We start from the raw sequence: 20,960 nt of genomic DNA on the forward strand, positions 1-20,960 counted from the left end.
TAATTTCTTTAATAGGTAACTTACAGGCTAAAAAAGACGTTTAAGCTATTGATTGGATTTTACTATGAGGAAAAAAGGGGCGTTCGGGATAGCCTTTGCATATTTGCTGATCGGCCTGCTATGGATCATGTTCAGCGACCGGCTGTTATTTTACTTTAAATCACTACTTAGTCCCGATCAATATTTGTGGCTGAGTTTGGGAAAAGGATGCCTGTTTGTGACGGTTACAGCAATTGCTCTTTATTTTTTGATAAGGTCTGAAGACCGGAAACTGAAACAAAGCGAAAAGCAGTACCGAAGCATGTATCAGTCCAATCCAAACCCAATGTGGATTTATGAACCCGGAACACTCCGGTTTGTTTCGGTAAACGATGCTGCCATGGCTGTTTATGGCTATAGTGCCGAAGAGTTCAGGCAGCTAACAATTTTGGACATCAGGCCGGTAGAAGACAGGGAAAGTGTTATTGCCTCGGTGGAGCGGCTGGAAAATAAGATTAATGATAGCGGCAGCTGGCGGCATATAAAAAAGGACGGGCAGATAATTAATGTAAATATTACCTCGCACAAGATCAGGTTTAATAATAAACCCCATATAATGGTCATGGTGCGTGACATGACCGAACGGGTAGAATTTGAGCAGGTACTTGAAAAAGTGAACCGGGAGCTTTTGGAAGAAAAGCATAAACTTAGTGAAACCCAGCTACTGTCGCGGGTAGCCGGATGGGAGTTTTACCCTAAAGATAACAAGTTAATATGGTCGGACGAAGTTTATCGCATTGCGGGGCTTAACCGGGACGACAGCCGAGAAGCTTTTGATATTTATGTACAACACATCTTTCCGGAAGACCGGCCGATGATGATCAATGCATTGCAGGAATTGATCATCAATGGTAAACAGCTTGATGTAACGCACCGAATTACTGCCCTTGACGGTACAACCCGCTACATCCGTCAGTTAGCACGCGTAGAAAGCAGCCCGGGACAGGAGTTAAAAATAACCGGCTCCCTGCAGGATATCACAGAACTGAAGCAACTGGAATTGGAGCGGAACCGGTACCTGTATAGTTTTGAGCATACTTTGAATAGTATCACCGATTGCTTTTTTGAGCTCGATAGCCAAATGAACATTATGCGGGTAAATGATACTTTTAGGGAGCTGGTTAAAACCGAAAGCAGCCACATTATAGGTACAAGTATTTTTGAGCTATTTCCTAAAAGTGAAAATAAGTTTTATCCGGTTTACCAGAAAGCACTTGAAGAAAGGGTAATTGTAAGGCATGAAGATTATTCGGTTATCCTGCAGCGCTGGTTAAGGATGGCGGCTTACCCCACAGATGAGGGCGTTGCTGTATATTTTTCAGATATTACAGAAGACAGGCTTAAGGACGAACGTTTGAAAGAAGCAGTTGAACGTTATGAGCTGGTTGCCCAGGCAACAAGGGATGTTGTTTACGATCTTGATATTGTTGAAAATAAACTGATCTACAACACCAGTCTCACCCATCTGGTGCAAATTCCACACGAGGAGATCAGTTATGAGCTGGAATGGTGGCGTTCACTGATCCATCCGGATGATATAGAAGAAGTAGTAAGCAGCCAGGAGCGGATCAGCCGTGCCGGCCTTACAAACTGGGAATGCGAATACCGCCTTAATTGTGGCAAAGGAGAGTACAAATATGTGATGGATCAGGGATATTTTGTGTACAACAGCCAAAAGCAACCTATAAGGCTGATTGGTGCGGTGAGGGATATCGATGCCCTTAAACGCAGTACACAGGAAAATAAGCGGCTGGCGGGTATTATCAAGCAGGTAGATAATATGGTGCTTATTACTGATGATTTGCGCAGGGTGCAATGGGTAAACAATGCGTTTGCGGAGCAAACCGGTTACTTGTTAGATGAAGTAAGAAATAAAACCCCTGCCGATTTTTTAGGCGGGCCAAATCACCCGGGATTCGAAACAATTATACGGAGACAGGAGGCCAGGGAGGCGTTTGGCATAGATACGGTCATTTATACCAAAAAAGGAACACCGGTTTGGGTTTCGGCCCAGCTAACCCCGGCATATAATGAAGATAATGCCTTTCAGGGCTACATTATTGTTTGCCAGGACATCACCTACCGAAAGGAAAAGGAAGAGGAGATCAACAGGCAAAACCGGTTGCTGCGCGAAGTAGCCTGGATGAGCTCGCACGAGATCAGGCGCCCGGTGGCAACCATGCTTGGATTGGTAAACTTGCTGGATATGACCGAAGACGAGAACGAACAACGGGAAATCTTTTCAAAACTCCGCGAATGCGCCCGGGAGATGGACAGTATGGTACACGAGATCAATCATCGTATCGAAACCGAAAAAGCTTTACAAATTGAGCGCGATTTGTAAAGCCGCAAAGCATAATGGAATAAACCGTTGCCAATTTGAATATTGACAACGGTTTTTCGGTTATTACCCAAGTTGTTTATCGTTCTGTTATTCGCTTTTCGGGGCTCGTTACTGAATTGAAAAGATATGGATCCATAGTTGATTTTATAAGGGGGGAAAAGAATGTTTTTTATGCTATACGGTTCTCTTGTAAGTGTATTTAATTAATTAAATCTAATATTATTGAAGTGATAGTTTAGTTGTGTTTATAAGCATTAAATATTTTTCAAACGGTTGATTTTCTGAAAATAATTAAACCAATTGATCTGCCTGATCGTAAAAAAGTTGAAGTATTATTGGAGATATTATTTAATGAGTTTAGTTTTTGCTATACATGAGATGGCATCTTTTTTACTTTTTACCGCCGGTTGCTATTAAACCTGGTACATATGATTAGTTACTTACTTCGGGATGTTGACAGTTTTAAAGCAGAGCAGGTGTAAAGCTTTTGCGGATACAAGATCTCATGAAAAAAACAAGGAAATACTTCAAAAATGGTGGGCTGTGTAATCCTTCTTAAATCTCGTTTATATACGAAACATATAATTATATATGGCATCCTGGGTTGCCTTATAAGTATAATGTCCGGCACGTTTTCATGCCAGGCGCAGCCTAATCGGATAAATACGCAGCTTGAAAAACTTGATAAAGCGAAGCACGATACAGATAAAGTAAAAATCTACTACACTATTTCCAGGTTGTATTGGAACAAAAATGCCGATAGTGCGCTGCTAATGGCGCAAAAATCACTTGAGCTTGCAAAAAAGATTCATTATGAAAAAGGGGTTGCACTGGGATACCTTGCAGAAGGTGTTGCCCTTGGATACAAAGGCAACTGGCCCGGAGCCCTTGACAGTCATCTGCAATGCCTGCGCATAAGTGAAAAACTGGGCATGGAGGGATTATCAGGAAACGAATATAATAATATAGCCGGTCTGTATACTTCAATGGAAGACTATTCAAAAGCACTTTATTATAATCAGCAGGCTTATAAGATAGCCCTGAAGCAAAAGGACCCTGCGCATGAAGGAACGTTTAGCCCGTTGGTAAATATTGGTGAAATATTTAAGAAAAAGAGACTGCCGGATTCGGCCATCGCTTATAACATAAAAGCATTAGCAATAGCGAAAAGGGTAAGGAATCCTGTTTATACTGCCGCTGCAATGTATAACATTGCCGAAAATTATATTACTAAGAAAGAATACCGGCTTGCCGAGGGATATTTAAATAAGGCGCTTGATATTGCTCAAAAAGCAGGCGACGACGAAGACGTTGCTTACTGCCATACGGGGTTGGCACTCACATCTTATTATACCGGCAAATACAATTCCAGTATGTTGTATGCACAAAAAGGCCTTGAAGAAAGCACCAAATCGGGCATTGCCGAACTTATTCAAACTGCTTATAATGTGTTGTATTTAACCCATCAAAAAATGGGTAATTATGAACAGGCACTGCTGTACCGGAACCTTGAAGTGGCTTTGAATGACAGCATGAAAACAGAGCAGAGACTGAAAACGATCCGAAACATGCAATCTGTTTATGAACTGGAAAAAAAGGAGCAGCAAATTGACCTGTTAAATAAGGACAAAATTATAGGGCAGAAGGAACTGGAGAAAGTGAGCCTGAAGCGGGATATTTTAACTGCCGGCACCATACTTTTATTGTTAATTGCTTTTGTATTGCTCAGAAATTATATACAAAAAAGGAAACTCAGCGAAGAGCTGGCTTTGAAAAATGATAACATATCAGAGCAAAATCTTCATCTGGAAGAGCTTGTACATGTAAAGGACCGCCTGTTTTCGATTATCGGGCACGATTTGAGAGGGCCGATCCATACTATCAGCAATATGATGGAGATCATAAAAGAAAAAAGCCTGTCGGAAGAGGAAAACGATTATTGGATTGAAAAGATAGATGAAACCCTGGTAGTGACTTCCAGTTTAGTAGAAAACCTGCTGTATTGGGCAAAAAGCCAGTTAGACGGGATACAGCCTAACCCCGCCAGTTTTGATTTGCGAAAACTGATTGACCAAAATGTTATGTTGCTGAAACAACGAGCCGCCGAAAAGAAGGTGGTGATAACAAGTGCAGAGATAACCGGGCCAATGATAGTATATAGCGACGAAACCATGATTGATATTGTGATCCGGAACTTAATGGAAAACGCAGTGAAGTTTTCCAGAGCAGGTGATCATGTTACCGTGACGGTTGAAAAGAGCGGAGATTTCGCCATATTGAAAATACAGGATAACGGGAAGGGGATCCCTGAAGAGGCACAATCAAAAATATTTAACAAATACACTTCATATACCACCTTTGGTACGGCCAGTGAAAAGGGGAGCGGGCTTGGCCTGTTACTATGCAAAGAGCTTGTGGAAAGAAACAATGGCACGATATGGTTTGAAAGTACTGCGGGCATTGGAAGCTCGTTCTACTTTACTGTACCATCAGTAAAAAATGAAGAATTGGTTGCTATTTAAAGCTGTTAGATGTCTTAATTGAGAAAACAGCGTGGGGAATCCGTAAATCCGGAGATTTAATTTAACACAGGTTCTCAATGTATTATGTTTCATATTATATTTATGCCAACCATTTATGTAAATATTTGTTAAGCCAATCATGCAACAAGAAACTACTAAAACCCGGTACAATGATACCGAACTAAATGAATTCAGAATATTGATCAAAGAAAAGATTGGCATAGCCCGCGAAGAACTACAGGAACTTGTTGGATCGCTGAGCGCCTCAAACTCTAACGGAGATGACGCTGCAATAGCCGGTAAGACATTGGAAGATGGATCTGCCACCTTTGAAAAGGAACAAACTAATCAATTGGCAGCCCGCCAGAAAAAGTTTATCGAGCAACTTGAAGCCGCGCTAACACGCATTGAAAACAGAACTTATGGTATTTGCCGGTCTACAGGCAAACTGATTCCAAAAGAACGCCTGTTTGCGGTTCCGCATACCACACAAAGCATGGAAGCGAAACTTAAGCAGGCATGAGTTCGGCATTTGTGAAAGAAGGGGAGGCCAGGCACCTTAAAGATGTTGCGCCGAACATCGGCGCACTCCTTTTCTTTCTGCGTGTGGAAAATAATGGTACTGTTATCCGCGATGAAAAAATCTATTTCAGTCAAAAGCATGGCTGCGACGTTTATGAAATGAGCGACGGCCTTGCTTACGCGCTGGATGACGAGAATCACTGGTTTATCGTTCTTGACATATAAAAAGTCAAGCCGGTTTTTAAAACCTGTATACCTTACTCAAATAGCTCCTGCTCTTCGGTATAATAAGTCTTTCTTGAGGCATCATTAACAATAATTGCTGCACCTGTTGGGCTTTGCTTTTTCTTTGAATTGTGGATGTTCATGAAATCTCTTACTTCGCCATTAATAATATCGGGGTTTGATTTCAGGATGCTTTGTTCTGCATCTTCCAGTACGCCTTTTATTGCTTTAACCAGGTCTTTCAATTTGGCCTCCGGTATTTTATTGCTTACAGAAAAAGGCGAAATACGGGCATGCCACAAGATCTCATCGGCGTAAGCATTACCAATACCTCTTATGATCTTTTGATCAAGTAAAACTGTTTTGATGTTGGTTTTTGTTTTTGCGAGCCGTTTTTTAAAATATTCAGCATCAACATCAAGTGCATCGGGCACGTCCTTTTTGTCGGGATTAAGGGTAGGAGTGGCTATTCCCTGAAAATCGGTAAGTACCAACCCTCTGCCATCTTCAAAGTGCAGTTCAATAATGCTGTATTTGTTTTCGTTTTTTGTATCGAACAAAAATAATTTGCCATGCAGCATCAGGTGTAGGCCAAGCACATCTCCTTTGCTAAACTTAATGTGCAGTTCTTTACCTTCACGATAAACTTTTTCAAGCTTTTGTCCGCTTAAAATCTCATCGAGTTCGGCTGTTGTAACGTTTAGTTTTTTTGCGTTTGGGACTTCTACTTTTTTTATGGTTTTGCCGGCGAGCATTTTTTGCAGGTTGTGGCTAAAAGCTTGCAGATCGGGTAGTTCGGGCATGATGTATTGTTTTTATGAGTAACTAAATGATGTGTTTAATGTTTGTTAAGCTAAATCGTTAAATTTCTTAAAATGCTGCAGTGCCGTTTCAATGGACTGGGTTTGTGTTTTGTTAAGTTTGGCAAACGGTTTAAGTTCGATATCAATACTTTTTTTGCCTATGTTTCGGCCCCAGTTGCCAACTACCTGGTTGTTCACCATAATAGTAGGGAAAAAGGTAATAGCACCCATCTTATCACGAAACCCGGCGGGCACCATTGCATCCCTGTTTTTGTAGGCAATAATTAACTCATCATAAACCGGCAAAAGGTAAGCCCCGGATTTTTTTGCTTTGCCTAAATCGATATCGGCCCCCATCCAATACACAACTCCGCTAACGGTGATATTTGTTAAAGAATCTTTGTTTATTTCAATCCCGGTTTTGGCATCAGCAACGGTAAGACCACTCCAATGTACAAAATCATTAACTGTAGCAGGGCCGTGACTTGTAAAATAACGTAAAACCAGCGTGGCAACAGCCTCTTCGCGATCTATGGTTGGTGTTGCTGGCGCTCTTTCGTCAAGTAATGCGTAAGTGAACTGTTTGCCCTGTCTTGCTCCGCTGCAAATTAACTGTTCCAGTTCGGCTTTCATCAATAATATGGTAAGCCTCAGATCGTCGGTAGCTATGTTTGCATTGTTCAGGGCCGTAACAATTTCGGTACGGGTTAGTTGTTTGCCGCCGCGCATAGCTTCTGTAAATACATTAAAGCTTTTATTGAAAATGGCATCAGTAACTTCCTGCTTTTTATACATAGCGGCATTGCCGGCATTGATCCTGGGTGCTGTAAGGCTAAGCATCCAGCGGATATCCTGTGGTAAAACAAAATGCCAGGTTGGCCTTAGTACGTGGGTGCGTAATATAGTTCCGTTTGTCATAGCCTTTTCTACCATTTTATCCGCAGGCGATAACATCCGCAAACCAATTGCCCATTTTGCATGGGTGTATTCCTGCGCCTGCATGGCGCACATATATCCAATCACTTCTTCAGGTTTTTTAAATTTGCTGTGATTAAGATGCTGGTTATATACCCGCAGGCTGGCAATATCAGGCTCGGTCATTTTTTTAGAAGCTTTAATACTATTCAAAATAAATATATGGTTATGACAACAGTTTGTCAGCAGGAGAAATAAAAAGTTTCTTTGTAATTTGTGCTTTTATTCCATAAATGAAAAAGCTGTTTATTTTGTGTTGCGTGACAACTACTATACTTGTTTTATTTATTCCACGGGTCACGAAATATAATAAATTTCATAATGCTGAAATTGATGGTAAGCTGGATACGGTTTATCGTAAAATGGGGTATGTTGTAGTAAGTGTAAACGGTGAAGAGTATCATTTTATCCCGCGTAATTCGCATACAAAAATCAACTTTGACGATGTTGCCAAAATTGGAGATGCGATATCAAAAAAAGCGGGCTGTGATGATTTTAATTTAATCCATGAAGGAGACGAGGATTTTTCATATACGGTTAGCAGGTACTGGTAAGTTAAGCCGCATGTTCTGATGTTAAGAAGGGTGAATTTTGATTTTTTCTTTTGGGGATTGGTCCTCGGTATTATTATTGGATTGCTACTGCATAATATCGAAGTAGGGTTAGCAATAGGTTTAATATTAGGATTTTTATTAGGCTTAAGAAAGAAAAGAGGATGATAACAAGCCTTACGAAATTTTAAAAACTTCGTAAGGCTTAACAAGGATTAAAAATCGTGGTATAAATTTCTGAATGAGCTCCTCAATCCGAAAGTGATCAGGGTGTTTTTTGAATCTTTCTGATCATTTTTTTCCTGGCGGTATAATGCACCAAGTTCAAGGCGTAAATTATATTTAGGGTTCAGGATATAGGCAACCGTACCTTCGCCGTAATATAACTGAGTGCTTAAACCCTGACCAACGGTAGTAGTCGTATTTGTTGAAGGGATAAATGGTTTGGTAATTATTTTACCATTATTGTCGGTCTTGCTGGCATCTAAACCATATTTGGCATAATTAAGCTGTCCCTGAAAATCAAATCTGCCAACCGAGTAATTCAGGATGCCCAGCAACTCTCTGAAATTTGCGCCGTAAGGATGGGCCAGCGGATCGCCGTAGAATGAATAACTGCTTATTGGCTGCTGGTTGCTGTAAGTGTATGGCTTAACTGTATTATATTCAAATAAATAGTTTAGCCTTTTAACTTTGAAAATATCTGCACCGCGGATACCCAGTTGCCAGCCATTGGTGTTATCGGTGCTATTGCCCGAAAAGAAATCGCTGCCTTTAAATCTATCGAACATGATCTGTCCGTAAAGCGCAGCTTTATCAAAGATTTTGTATTTGGCATTAAAACCTAAAAATACGTTGTCTTTTTGGTATCCGCCTGGCCCCAACGAGCTTGCAAATAAAATAGGGTTTACAAAATTGGCATCAAAGCCTGATCTGTTACCCTGGTTATCAGCCTCGGGAGTAATCAGGGCATTAAACATGCCAAATGATGCGCGTTTGGTTATATTCCAGTCGATGTAGTGGAACAAAGCCCATTTGCGGCGGTTACCTCCAAAATAATCAAATTTTTGCGCGGTAGAGGCAAGGTCTTCAATATAGGCCCAGGCTACCATATACCGTACCGGTCCCAAATCAGCCGTAAGCCTCAATAACGGCATATTAGCAGCAAAATCAGACAGCAATACCGAACGGTAACCATCGCCAATAAACATTTTATCCTCGCCTAAAGTAATATTGAGCTTTTTTGTGAGAGAATAGGAGAGTATTGCAGTTACGTACGACCAATCCTGAGAGTTACGTGCCTGCCCGTTATATTTCCTGGCATATGCCTGGCCTGGGATAAAGCCATTAGCATTTACATAGTCATTATAGTACGAAACAAACTTAGCCGAGTTTTCAAAACCGCTGGTATAAAACGAAAATTTATCGCCAACTGTACCGCCAATTTGGTAGCCACGCACGTTTAAGTTGGTTGATTTACTGTTGGTAAAGTCTCTGCCGGCTTGTACGTCAGTGATATAGTCGGCATAAAAAGTATATTCTTTGGCTTTTACATCAAAAAGATGTTCGTTAAACAATTTACGCCCCCCCCAGGTTTTACGGTCTTTAACGCCAACATTCATTACCGAATCATAGGTGTGCAAAATGGTGCTGTCAATTAAAAAAGGCCGTAATGAGGTATGAACCGAGCTTTTTACAGAATAAATATCCGAATTGAATTTTTGATACAACTGATATGAATTGGGTAAATAAACAGATTGGGCCTTGGTTAATTGTGCTGCGAATAAGGTAATTACAGCTATTATAAATGTTTTTCGAAAGCTTAGGGAGTAGAGTTTTTGCATTACAACAAAATAAGTGTTAATTATTCTAAGATAAAAATTTCATATCATAAATAAGGGTATATACATAAATAGACGGTATGTTGTTTCTGTTATATGTAAATTAGTCGCTAAATAAAATTTCTTTAATTGCGATATTTAAAAAGTTAATTAATGTTAAATTTTGTCACGCCCGGGTGTTTTTTTTTATTAAGTTATAAAAATCATGATATTTGCCGCGCTATTAAATCAATTGATATATTATTAAATGCAGTACAAAAAAATCAATAACCTCTTAGGCTGGCTTTGTTTCATTATAGCCTCAATAACCTATATTTTAACATTAGAGCCATCTGTAAGTTTTTGGGATTGCGGCGAATTTATTTCATGCGCCTATCGTTTACAGGTAGCCCACCAACCCGGCTATCCGGTTTTTGCCATGATTGGCAAGGTTTTGTCGCTGCTGTCATTTGGTGATAATACTAAAGTGCCTTTCTTTACCAATATGGGTTCGGCATTGGCCAGTGGTGCAACCATTATGTTTTTATTTTGGACAATCACCGCTTTTGCCAAAAAGTTGATGGTTGAAAAACGTGATGAAGCTATTGACGGTTATAAACTATACGTGATTATGGGTGCCGGCCTCGTAGGCGCGCTTGCTTTCACCTATACGGATACGTTTTGGTTTTCGGCTGTTGAAACTATCGTATTTGCCTTATCTTCATTATGTACTGCCATCGTATTTTGGGCAATCCTTAAATGGGATGAACATGCCGATGAGCCGGGTGCCGATAAATGGATTGTTTTTATAGCTTATGTTATAGGTTTATCAATCGGTATCCACTTGTTAAACTTGTTGACAATCCCTGCTATTGCAATGGTTTACTATTTCCGCCGTACTAAAAACATTACCGTTGGTAACAGCATCCTTACTTTTTTAGCTGGCGTAGTGATCCTTGGGTTGGTACAATACGGCATCAGGGGATATACCATCAAATTTGCCGCTTATTTTGATCTTTTCTTTGTTAATTCATTAGGAATGGGCTTTGGCAGCGGAGCTTTCTTTTTCATCTTATTGATAGTTGTTGCCCTGGTACTGGGTATCCTTTACAGTATCCGCAAAAAGAAGCCGGTATTAAACCTTGCCTTACTTTGCGTTGCATTTATCTATTTTGGATATGGCTCATTTGCTTACATTCCTATCCGCGCAACAGCTAACACTAATTTAAATAACTCACACCCTGATAACGCGTTTACGCTTTACGGTTACTTAAATCGTATTCAATACGGTGAAGTACCTTTGCTAACCGGTCCTATGTATGATTCGCAGGTTACCGATCAAAAGCAGGGGAGTATCATTTACCGTAAAGGTAAAACCCAATATGAAAATGCAGGTCGTAAAACAGATTATGTTTATGATCATACAACGGCATTGCCGCGTATGTACAGCACTGATGCTAATGATGTGCAGTTTTACAAACAATGGTTGCGCATTCCTGAAGGGCAAGCGCCAACCATGGGCGATAACCTGAAATGGATGTTTAGCTGGCAAATGTACCAGATGTACTGGCGCTACTTTTTCTGGAACTTTGTTGGCCGTTACAACGATGCCGACGGACAAACCAGCACAGAGGGTATCGACGGCAACTGGACAACTGGTTTGTTTGACGGCGGCAAACATTTACCAAAATCAGTAACTGCTGCTACTACCTATACCCCGTTATATGCCTTGCCATTAATAATTGGCCTAATAGGTTTGTTTTTCCATGTTAACCGTCGCAGTAAAGACGCTCTGATTGTAGGCTTGCTGTTTTTCTTTACCGGTTTGGCTATTGTGCTATACGTGAACCAGGCATCTGTACAGCCGCGTGAACGTGACTACTCATACGTGGGCTCATTTTATGCCTTCGCCATATGGATAGGACTCGGTGTAATTGCCATTGCCGAATTTGGCCGTAAATATATCGACGCAAAAATGGCTGCTATCGGTTCAACCGTGATTGGTTTATTGGTTTGCCCGGTGCTTTTAGCCGCAAAAGAATGGAAAGACCACGACCGCTCAACTAAAATGACGCCGCATGATATGGCTTACAACTACCTTGTTTCATGCCCGCCAAATGCTATTTTGTTTACTTATGGCGATAATGATACTTACTCATTGTGGTATGATCAGGAAGTTGAAGGTATCCGCCCGGATGTGCGCATTGTAAACCTGAGCTTGTTTACCGGTGACTGGTACATCCGCCAGATGCAGAAAAAAATGAACGCTTCTGAACCGCTGCCTATCACTATGCCTTTTGATAAATATAAGGAAGGAGTGAGGGACGTTATTTACTTTAACGATCAGAAACTGTCCGGTTACCAGGATATTAAAGAGGTATTTGATTTCATCACTTCTGATGACAAAGCTACCCAGGTGCAATATCAAAGCGGCGATTATGGCAACTACCTGCCAACCAAAAACCTGAAAGTTACCGTTAATCCTGATGAGGTAATTGCCAATGGTGTTGTAAAAGCCGATCAGAAAGATAAGCTGGCAACTGCCATGGAGTGGAAGTATACTTCAAACTATGTAACCAAAGAAAACCTGGCCATGTTTGATATTTTGGCACACAACCACTGGAAACGCCCTATTTGCTTTACTACTACTATTGGTAATGAAAACCTGATAGGTTTACAGCCTTACCTGTACAAAGAAGGTTTTACCTATCACCTGATACCGTTTAAACCGGATACAGCTTTACATGATCAGTTGAGCAAAACCAATACCGATGTGATGTATGATAATGTGATGAACAAGTTTAAATTCGGCAAGTTCAAAACAGCCAAATATCTTGATCATGAATCAACCTCCATGTTTTACCCGGTAATGGTAACAACTTTCCTTGATTTGGCTCAAAACCTTGTTCAGGAAGGTAAAAACGATAAAGCGCTAAAAGTTGTTCAGAGGTATGATGCTGAGCTGCCCGATATCTATCCGTATGTTGATGTTGCCGGTCGTAAGTTGTATTTAACACAACTGGCATATCAGCTTCATGACGTGGTTTTGGGCAATAAACTGGCAGGTAATATTGACAATTACCTTACCGATCAGTTGGATTATAATGCCTACCTGCTTAGTCAGGATGTAAACAGCATCAATGGCCGCGATGTGCAGATAGGTATGCAGGTGTTAAATGGCCTGGTGCAGTTTACCAAAGACAATCACCAAACCGCCCTTGCTACCAAATTTGAAAATCAATTAAAAGGTTACGAAGCAAAATTCCGTGCTGTATTAGGCGGCGGACAATAGTAATCCTAAATAATATTTTATTCGCAAAGCCATCCCGGTTTCGGGGTGGCTTTGTTGGTTTGGGAGTTGACTCACCCCGACATCGCTGCGCTTGTCACCCCTCTCTACGCAAACGTAAAGAGGGGATAGGAAAATTCCAATTTGGGATTTAAGTGATATATTTATTGTTTATATCACCTTATCAAAATGATCAATATTATTGAGTTTTGCCGGGAATTAAGGCAACGGGAAACCATTGCTGAAAAAATGCTTTGGTTTGAATTAAGAAATAGAAAGTTGGCCGGCAAAAAATTCCTTAGGCAACACCCTCTTTGTGTACAATCATATTTTGGGAAAAGTTTATACTATATCCCCGATTTCTATTGTTATGAAGCAAAGTTGGTTATCGAAGCAGATGGGCCAATTCATTTGTATAAAAAAGAATATGACAAAAACCGTGATAAAGTGTTATCAGATTTAGGATTACAAATATTGCGCTTTGAAAACGATGAAATAATAAACAACATGAATGAAGTGTTGGGTAAAATTATTTTAAATCTGGATTAATCCCATAAAACTACGAAGACCTGTGCTCTTTTATATCCCCTCTTTACGCAAAGCGTAGAGAGGGGTGGCGAGCGAAGCAACGCCGGGGTGAGTAAATTCTTCGCGCGGCCATCTTCTTTTAATCCTTTATTATCGATACAAATACCCCTTTTAATATTAAAATAGTTACATTAAATTATTGCAGTTTTCTTTATTTTCAAAGCCGGTATACAAAAGCTTTTAAAATGCGTTTTACGTTTTCCCTTTGTTTGGTGATGTTGTTTTGGTGCAGCGGGGCTGCTTTTGGCGATACACCGTCGGTGCATATTTCTGCAAAGCCGAATTGGCTTAGCGCGATAAAGCCTTATAATCAGAAACCTTCGTCACGTACCATTGAGCGGGGCTTTTATTACGAGCTTATTGAAGAGCAGGTGCAGGTTGAAAAACAAGCCGATTATAATCATATTATCAGGGATATAGTTTCTGAAACCGGCATCCAAAATGCTTCGCAGATCTCCGTTAGCTTTGATCCGGCTTATGAGCGGCTCGACTTTCATGATATTACTGTTTGGCGCGATGGTAAACCTTTAAACCGCTTAAAAGCTTCGGCCTTTAAGGTATTGGCCGATGAGCAGGATTTATCGAATTTTATTTACCAGGGAAGTTTCTCTGCTTTATGTATTCTTGACGATATCCGCAAAGGCGACCGGATTGAATATTCGTATACCCTCACAGGCCGCAATCCTATATTGAACGGTAAATTTTGTTCAAATATGTATGTGCAATGGTATACGCCAATAGCACATCACTATATGGCTATTATTGCATCATCTCAACGGAAGCTGAACTTTAAAACTTTTAATACGGTGCCTAAACCTGTCATCAGCGAGGCAAATGGCTTAAAACACTACGAGTATGAAGGTTTCCAGATACCGCCCGCGCATGATGATGACAGCCAGCCATCATGGTATAATGAACGCGGCTTTATCCAGGTAAGTGAGTTTGCTAACTGGGCCGAAGTTGTTAATTGGGCCTTAAGTATTAATCCTCCAGCCCTAAATATCAAAGGTGAGCTTGGTGAGCGGATTACGAAACTGAAAAAAGATGCAGGTAATAACAAGGAGAAATATTTCAGAGACGCGGTACGTACAGTGCAGCAGGAAGTGCGTTACATGGGCATTGAAATAGGTGAATACTCCCACCGGGCCAATAATCCCGAAAAAGTATTTAAACAACGTTATGGCGATTGCAAGGATAAGTCGTTGTTGTTGGTGTCGATGCTGAAAGCGGGAGGGATTGACGCCTCGATGGTTTTGGTAAATGCCGATATGAACGAACATGTTGAGCAATATATACCTACAGCTTATGCCTTTAACCATGCCGTAGTAACTGCCAATGTGAACGGAAAGCAGGTTTGGGTTGATGCCACTATGGATAACCAGGGTGGTGAGGGCACCGATATTTATTTCCCGCGTTACGGTAAAGGATTAGTATTGAAAGAAGGTAGCAACGCGCTCGCGTCCATTCCGCCATCAAAAGGCGGCAAAGTTATTGGAGAAGATATTTACACTGTAAAGGACGGGAAATCACCGGTGCTGTTCACCGTAAAAACTACCTACACCGGCGATGAAGCCGATTATATGCGGGGTAAACTGGAATCATCGGGCATGGCCGAAACAGAAAAGAGCTACCTCGACTATTACGCAAAAATCTATAATAAAATAGAAGCTAAAGATTCAATTACCGTAAAGGATGATTTGAAAGCCAATAAGCTTACTACTATAGAGTCCTATAAAATAGGTGATTTCTTTAAAAAAGATTCCACCAGCGGCAAACTTACTGCCGATTTGTTTGCCAATTTTATTTACAACCAGTTTCCCTCAATAACCGGTCGTATCAAAACACCGGTATCTCTTACCTACCCTTACGATGCCAGTTATGCCATTAAGGTGGTTTTACCAGGCGGGTGGAATATTAATGAAGATCATGATTCCATTAAGCGGGATTATTATCATTATGAATCGGATTTTACTGCAGCCGGCGATACCTTATCGCTTAACTATAAATTATCGTTTTTGAGTGACTATGTACCGGTAAACAAACTCGATGAGTTTAAAGCCGATATAAAAAAGCTTAACGGTACCAGTTTGGGTTACAGTTTTTCTTATACGCCGCAAGGTGCGGTTAGCACGTCAACCACAAATAGCACATTAGTTTTGGTTGTGTTATTGTTAACGGTTGGGCTTGTTGTATTGGGCGTGTGGCTTTATCAAAGGGAAACGCCAGGCATTGTGTTTGCTTACGGATCAACCTTTGTGCCGATAGGGGGATGGCTCATCTTAATTGCGTTGGGCTTAGCTGCTACTACTTTGGTAACCGGTTCAAACATGGTTACAGGCGATTATTTTAGCCTCCACACCTGGAATGTATACCAGGGCAATCAGCATGAGTTTAATTTTAGGTCGCTGGTTGTTATAGAGGCAATTGGTAATATTACATTAATGGTTTACGCCCTTTTTTGCCTGGTGTTGCTATTAAATAAGCGCGACATACTGCCTGTTTGTATTACCGGTTATTTTGCTTTTGGTTTCGTTTTCTTTCTGACGGATTATATTTTGGCTGCCAACATCAGTAGTAAGCTTGCAGAAACAGCGCTCAGCCCGCTTTTACGATCAATAGTTACGGCAGCCATATGGATCCCTTACTTCAAAAAATCGTCGCGTGTGCAGGAAACTTTTATTGTGCCACATCCGTCCTATAACTATAGTTACGAGGGCCCCGGAGTTGCAGAAGAACCGGCATCGTAAATTATTGGCTGGTTAGGGGCTCCTTATAATTGGGTTTTAGCTTTTAATTGACATAAATTTTCGGTATTTAACGAAATATCGCCATGTGATTTGGGTGGGTTAAATTCAAAGTACTGTAAATCAGTGGTATGCTTATATGGTATGCACTTTGTAAATGCAAGGCAACCATTTTCGTGTCTTTTGCATAAACAATGTCCGATAAATTGATGTTTGTCCCCGGTGCATTGCTGCAAATAGGAATTTTTAAAATAAATTTGATTTACTTTTAACAACAAAAACTACGATGAAATTTCAACCGCTGTTAGAACAGGTAAAACAGTACGCTATATCCTATTTTGACGTACATCATGATTCCGATTTAATTTATCATAACCTGAGGCATACGAAAGATGTTGTTGCAGCGGCCACTCAAATAGCTAACCATTATCAGTTAAGTGATGAAGATTTTTTTGTGGTGATCTCTGCATCCTGGTTTCACGATACCGGATATTTTACTGATAAAAAGGATCACGAAGCAAAAAGCGTTGCGCTGGCTACCCATTTTCTTAAACAGCATAAAGTTGACCAACCCGTTATTGATAAGGTATCCGGCTGTATTTTGGCAACTAAAATGCCGCAAAGCCCTGCCGATTTATTGCAGCAGATCATTTGCGATGCAGATTTGTTCCATTTAGGTACCGATGACTTTCGCGATAAAAATAAGTTGTTGCGCAAAGAGATGGAAGCCATCAAAAAACATGATATTGATAAGGACGAATGGCGCAGCTATAACATCGAGTTTTTACAGGGACATGAATACTTTACCGACTACTGCCGGCTGTTGCTTAATGATCAAAAACATAAAAATCTGAAAAAATTGATAGAAAAGCAGGCTGATGTTGAAGTGAAGGAAACACCTGAAATTTTAACAACTGATACAGATGGGGCCTCTGGCATTGCCTATGAAAAAGAGAAGGATAAAGACAAAGATCATGATGACGACCATGGTGGCAAAAAGCATAAGAACGACAGGCCCGACCGTGGTATCGAAACCATGTTCAGGATCAGCTCCAGCAATCACCAGCGTTTGAGCGATATGGCCGATAATAAGGCCCATATCATGATCACGGTTAATTCCATTATCCTTTCGGCTATTATCAGTTTAGTACTGCGTAAGCTTGATGAGCATTCAAATTTGCTGATCCCAACTTTCATGCTCCTGTCTGTTAGTTTAGCTACTATGATCTTCTCCATACTTTCAACCCGTCCGTCAATTCCACCGGGCTTGTTTACGCCCGAGGATATCAATAAAAAAACAGTTAACCTGTTGTTTTTCGGTAACTTCTACCGCATGTCATATCAGGACTACAGCGATGGTATGGAAAAAATGATGGAAGACCGCGAATTTCTGTATGGCAGCTTAATCCGCGATAACTATTCGCAGGGGGTTGTGCTGGGCAAAAAATACAGGCTGCTCAGGGCATCGTACAATATATTCATGTTCGGCCTTATCGTATCGGTGGTAGCATTCATCATATCTTCATTATTGTAGGCGGTCGGGGTACTGCCAAAAACAAAATCTACACCTATGGAATACTCATTTTTCGACAGGGACCTGAGCTGGTTGCTTTTCAATGAACGCATATTGATGGAGGCCGAAAGCGAAGAACTCCCTGTAATGGAAAGGGTAAATTTTCTTGCTATATTCTCATCCAATCTCGACGAATTTTATCGCGTTAGGATGCCGGTAGTAATGGCCTTGCATAAGCTTAACCTGCATAATAAAACCGATGAAAGTGAGGATGTGTTATATAAAGCCCAGCAGTTGGTAGAAGCCCAACAAAACCGCTTTGGGATGGTTTTTACAGGCAGGCTTATTCCGTTGTTGAAAGAAAATAATGTAAACCTGTTGTTCAATGAGGCTATCCCGGCTTCTATAGCCGACAGGGTGAGCGATTATTTTTACAGCCAGGTACTTGCCTTTTTGCAACCTATTGATATCGTAGGCGGTAAGAAACAATTCTTTCCCGAAAATAACCGGTTATACTTTTTGGTAAACCTTGGTTTGGAGAAGGAAAAAGAGCGGTCAGTGATCCTCAATATTCCGTCGAACCAGTTACCCCGATTTTTTAGTGTTAATGAAGATGGTAAACAATACATCATTTTTCTTGACGATATTATACGCTACAACCTTAACAAGATCTTCAAAACGGAAGAAATAAAAGGCTGTTACAGTTTCAAAATAACCCGCGATGCCGAACTTGAGTTAAGTGATGATTACGATGGAGATGTTCAGGAGCAGATTGAAAAACAATTGCAAAAGCGCGATCAGGGTTTGGCAACACGTTTTTTGCACCAGCCAGGTATTCCGCTGCGCATATTGCATTTAATTGAAGATAAGCTGGGAGTACAGGGATCAAGCATTGTGGAGGGCGGCTTTTACCATAACCTTAAAGATTTAATGGGTTTGCCGGTAAGTATCCCATCTTTAAAATACACCAAATGGGCGCCGCTGGTAAACCGGCAGATCAGCGCAGACGAATCTATATTTGATTATATAGATAAAGGCGATTGTATTTTTCATGCCCCTTACCAGTCATACAACGCTATCCTCCGGTTTTTTAATGAGGCCGCTATTGATGAAAATGTTGAGGAGATCTCTGTTACGCTTTACCGCGTAGCCAGCGATTCGCGTATCGTTAATGCCCTCATCAGCGCTGCTCAAAGTGGTAAAAAAGTACGGGTGCTTGTTGAACTAAAGGCCCGTTTTGATGAAGCTAACAACATCAAATGGGCTAAGAGGTTAAAAACTGCCGGTGCCAATATCATTTACAGTGATAAGGCTATAAAAGTGCATGCTAAAGTAGGTTTAGTAAAACGTTTGGTTGACGGCCGGGTAAAATATGCAGGGCTTTTGGCAACGGGTAATTTTAATGAAAGCACGGCTGCCTTTTATACCGACCACATCATGATGACGGCCAATCCGCAGTTGCTGCGCGAAATGGACCTGCTGTTTATCTATCTTGGTAAAAAAGCAAAATCGGCCGAAGGCTATGATATAGACTTTAAACACCTGCTGGTGGCGCAATTTAACCTGCAATCGAAATTTATTGAGCTCATTGACAGGGAAATTGAGCAGGCGCGTAAAGGGAACCCGGCAGGGATTACCATAAAGCTCAATAACCTGGAGGAGCGGGTGCTGATTGGCAAACTCTATGAAGCATCACAAGCTGGTGTGAAGATCAGGATGATTGTACGTAGTATTTGCTGCTTGATACCCGGAGTGCCAGGCATGAGCGAAAATATAACCATAAGGCGTATTGTTGACCGCTACCTGGAACATGGGCGTATTTTTATATTCCACAATGGGGGTAACCAGGAGGTTTTTATGGGCTCGGCCGATTGGATGAACCGTAACATTTATCGCCGTATTGAAGTATGTTTCCCTGTTTACGATGAACGTATCAGGAACGAAGTAATAGCAATGCTTGATATCCAATTGGCAGATAACGTGCAGGCTGTAAATTTAAATGAACAATTGCAAAACATAAGGGTTGATAAAACTGAACCGCTGGTACAATCGCAGCAGGCTATTTATGAACTTTTACAGCAAAAAAAATATGACAGGGGTTAAAAAACAGGGTGCTAAACATGTACTGGCTCTTTATGCAGCCGGTATGCTTGCTGTGGCAGTTGTTTTTTTAATCATCTCATGTAAAAATAAACAGAAGGCAATTCCTGTTAGTCCGCCGGGATATGACCTTAATAATCCTGCTAAATACAAAATGCCCGAAGATCTTACTGAAATCTCCGGCTTTGCTTTTCACAATGGCAAAAATGATTCGGTTTATGCAGAGCAAGACGAAGAAGGATTTTTATTTAACCTGAAACTGGGCGATAAAAAAGCCAGCTATACCAAATTTGGCAAAAGTGGCGACTATGAAGATGTAGCCATATGCCGGGAACAGGTGATCATGCTTAAAAGCGATGGTACATTATTCACGTTCCCTTTTAGCCAGGTTAGGACCAAAGAAGTAACCAAGGTACAAAAAACTAAAGGCCAGCTACCTGAAGGGGAGTTTGAAGCTATGTGTGCCGATGAAAAGACCGGCTTGGTTTACGTGCTTTGCAAGCATTGTGCCGATGAAAAAACATCCAAAAGTAGCAGCGGCTATATTTTGAAACTTCAGGCAGACGGGACCTTGAAACAGACGGGCAGTTTTGCGATAGATGTTAAGGAAATTGAGCGGCTGGCAGATAAAAAACGCGTGCCGTTTCGCCCTTCAGCAATGGCAAAAAATACATTTACCAACGAGTGGTACATCCTTTCGTCGGTAAATAAAATGCTGGTAGTTGCTGATGTTAACTGGAAAGTGAAAAATGTTTACCCTTTAAGTGTTACTATATTTGGGCAACCCGAAGGTATGGCATTTGATAACCAGCGCAACCTGTATATCTCTAACGAGGGCGATCAGTTGAGCGCCGGTAACATATTGAAATTCAGCTTTAAGAAATAGTGCTATTGAAGCACAGATAATACAAATACTACAATACAT

The 20,960-nt window shown here is 40.9% G+C and carries 14 protein-coding genes; 11 read left to right on the forward strand and 3 right to left on the reverse strand.

Annotated features, from left to right (window positions below):
* Nucleotides 1-64: 64 nt before the first annotated feature.
* From BMX50_RS16945 to BMX50_RS16960, 4 genes are all read left to right on the forward strand, one after another.
* Nucleotides 65-2,383 carry a PAS domain S-box protein gene (locus tag BMX50_RS16945; protein WP_091211705.1) on the forward strand — a complete coding sequence of 773 codons (2,319 nt, stop codon included), beginning with the start codon at nucleotides 65-67 and terminating at the stop codon, nucleotides 2,381-2,383.
* Nucleotides 2,384-3,003: 620 nt separating this feature from the next.
* On the forward strand, nucleotides 3,004-4,905 hold the full coding sequence (locus BMX50_RS16950; RefSeq protein WP_167667972.1) for a tetratricopeptide repeat-containing sensor histidine kinase: 1,902 nt from the start codon (nucleotides 3,004-3,006) through the stop codon (nucleotides 4,903-4,905).
* A 139-nt stretch (nucleotides 4,906-5,044) separates the two neighbouring features.
* The gene (locus BMX50_RS16955) at nucleotides 5,045-5,428 is read left to right on the forward strand and encodes a TraR/DksA family transcriptional regulator (protein WP_091211707.1); all 384 of its coding nucleotides are present in this window, start codon (nucleotides 5,045-5,047) and stop codon (nucleotides 5,426-5,428) included.
* Entirely contained in the window at nucleotides 5,425-5,652 is a 228-nt protein-coding gene (locus tag BMX50_RS16960; protein ID WP_091211708.1) for a hypothetical protein, read from the forward strand. Before BMX50_RS16955 ends, BMX50_RS16960 begins: the two co-directional genes overlap by 4 nt.
* Nucleotides 5,653-5,684: 32 nt before the next feature.
* On the opposite strand, the gene BMX50_RS16965 is transcribed toward BMX50_RS16960, so the two are convergent.
* Complete coding sequence (locus tag BMX50_RS16965) at nucleotides 5,685-6,455, reverse strand: Fpg/Nei family DNA glycosylase (protein ID WP_091211709.1); 771 nt, start codon at nucleotides 6,453-6,455, stop codon at nucleotides 5,685-5,687.
* Nucleotides 6,456-6,500: 45 nt separating this feature from the next.
* Nucleotides 6,501-7,583, reverse strand: a complete 1,083-nt coding sequence (locus tag BMX50_RS16970) for a winged helix DNA-binding domain-containing protein (protein WP_167667974.1) — start codon at nucleotides 7,581-7,583, stop codon at nucleotides 6,501-6,503.
* Nucleotides 7,584-7,663: 80 nt separating this feature from the next.
* On the opposite strand from BMX50_RS16970, the gene BMX50_RS16975 reads away from it, so the two are divergent.
* Entirely contained in the window at nucleotides 7,664-7,984 is a 321-nt protein-coding gene (locus BMX50_RS16975) for a hypothetical protein (protein ID WP_091211711.1), read from the forward strand.
* A gap of 212 nt (nucleotides 7,985-8,196) precedes the next feature.
* Here BMX50_RS16975 and BMX50_RS16980 read toward each other — a convergent pair whose 3' ends face one another.
* On the reverse strand, nucleotides 8,197-9,825 hold the full coding sequence (locus BMX50_RS16980; protein ID WP_091211712.1) for a gliding motility protein RemB: 1,629 nt from the start codon (nucleotides 9,823-9,825) through the stop codon (nucleotides 8,197-8,199).
* A gap of 244 nt (nucleotides 9,826-10,069) precedes the next feature.
* Here BMX50_RS16980 and BMX50_RS16985 point away from each other — a divergent pair, with 244 nt between their 5' ends.
* From BMX50_RS16985 to BMX50_RS17010, 6 genes are all read left to right on the forward strand, one after another.
* Nucleotides 10,070-13,093 (forward strand): glycosyltransferase family 117 protein, encoded by a 3,024-nt coding sequence (locus BMX50_RS16985; RefSeq protein WP_091211713.1) that lies wholly within the window; start codon nucleotides 10,070-10,072, stop codon nucleotides 13,091-13,093.
* A gap of 186 nt (nucleotides 13,094-13,279) precedes the next feature.
* Nucleotides 13,280-13,639, forward strand: a complete 360-nt coding sequence (locus tag BMX50_RS16990; protein WP_091211714.1) for an endonuclease domain-containing protein — start codon at nucleotides 13,280-13,282, stop codon at nucleotides 13,637-13,639.
* 224 nt (nucleotides 13,640-13,863) lie between these two features.
* Complete coding sequence (locus BMX50_RS16995; protein WP_091211715.1) at nucleotides 13,864-16,425, forward strand: DUF3857 domain-containing protein; 2,562 nt, start codon at nucleotides 13,864-13,866, stop codon at nucleotides 16,423-16,425.
* Nucleotides 16,426-16,708: 283 nt separating this feature from the next.
* Nucleotides 16,709-17,956 (forward strand): Pycsar system effector family protein, encoded by a 1,248-nt coding sequence (locus BMX50_RS17000; RefSeq protein ID WP_091211716.1) that lies wholly within the window; start codon nucleotides 16,709-16,711, stop codon nucleotides 17,954-17,956.
* A gap of 36 nt (nucleotides 17,957-17,992) precedes the next feature.
* The gene (gene ppk1, locus BMX50_RS17005) at nucleotides 17,993-20,038 is read left to right on the forward strand and encodes a polyphosphate kinase 1 (protein WP_091211717.1); all 2,046 of its coding nucleotides are present in this window, start codon (nucleotides 17,993-17,995) and stop codon (nucleotides 20,036-20,038) included.
* Nucleotides 20,025-20,921: an SdiA-regulated domain-containing protein gene (locus BMX50_RS17010; RefSeq protein WP_091211718.1), complete on the forward strand. Its 897-nt coding sequence runs from the start codon at nucleotides 20,025-20,027 to the stop codon at nucleotides 20,919-20,921. Before ppk1 ends, BMX50_RS17010 begins: the two co-directional genes overlap by 14 nt.
* The last annotated feature ends 39 nt before the right edge of the window (nucleotides 20,922-20,960 follow it).

Source organism: Mucilaginibacter gossypiicola, assembly GCF_900110105.1.
GTDB lineage: Bacteria > Bacteroidota > Bacteroidia > Sphingobacteriales > Sphingobacteriaceae > Mucilaginibacter > Mucilaginibacter gossypiicola.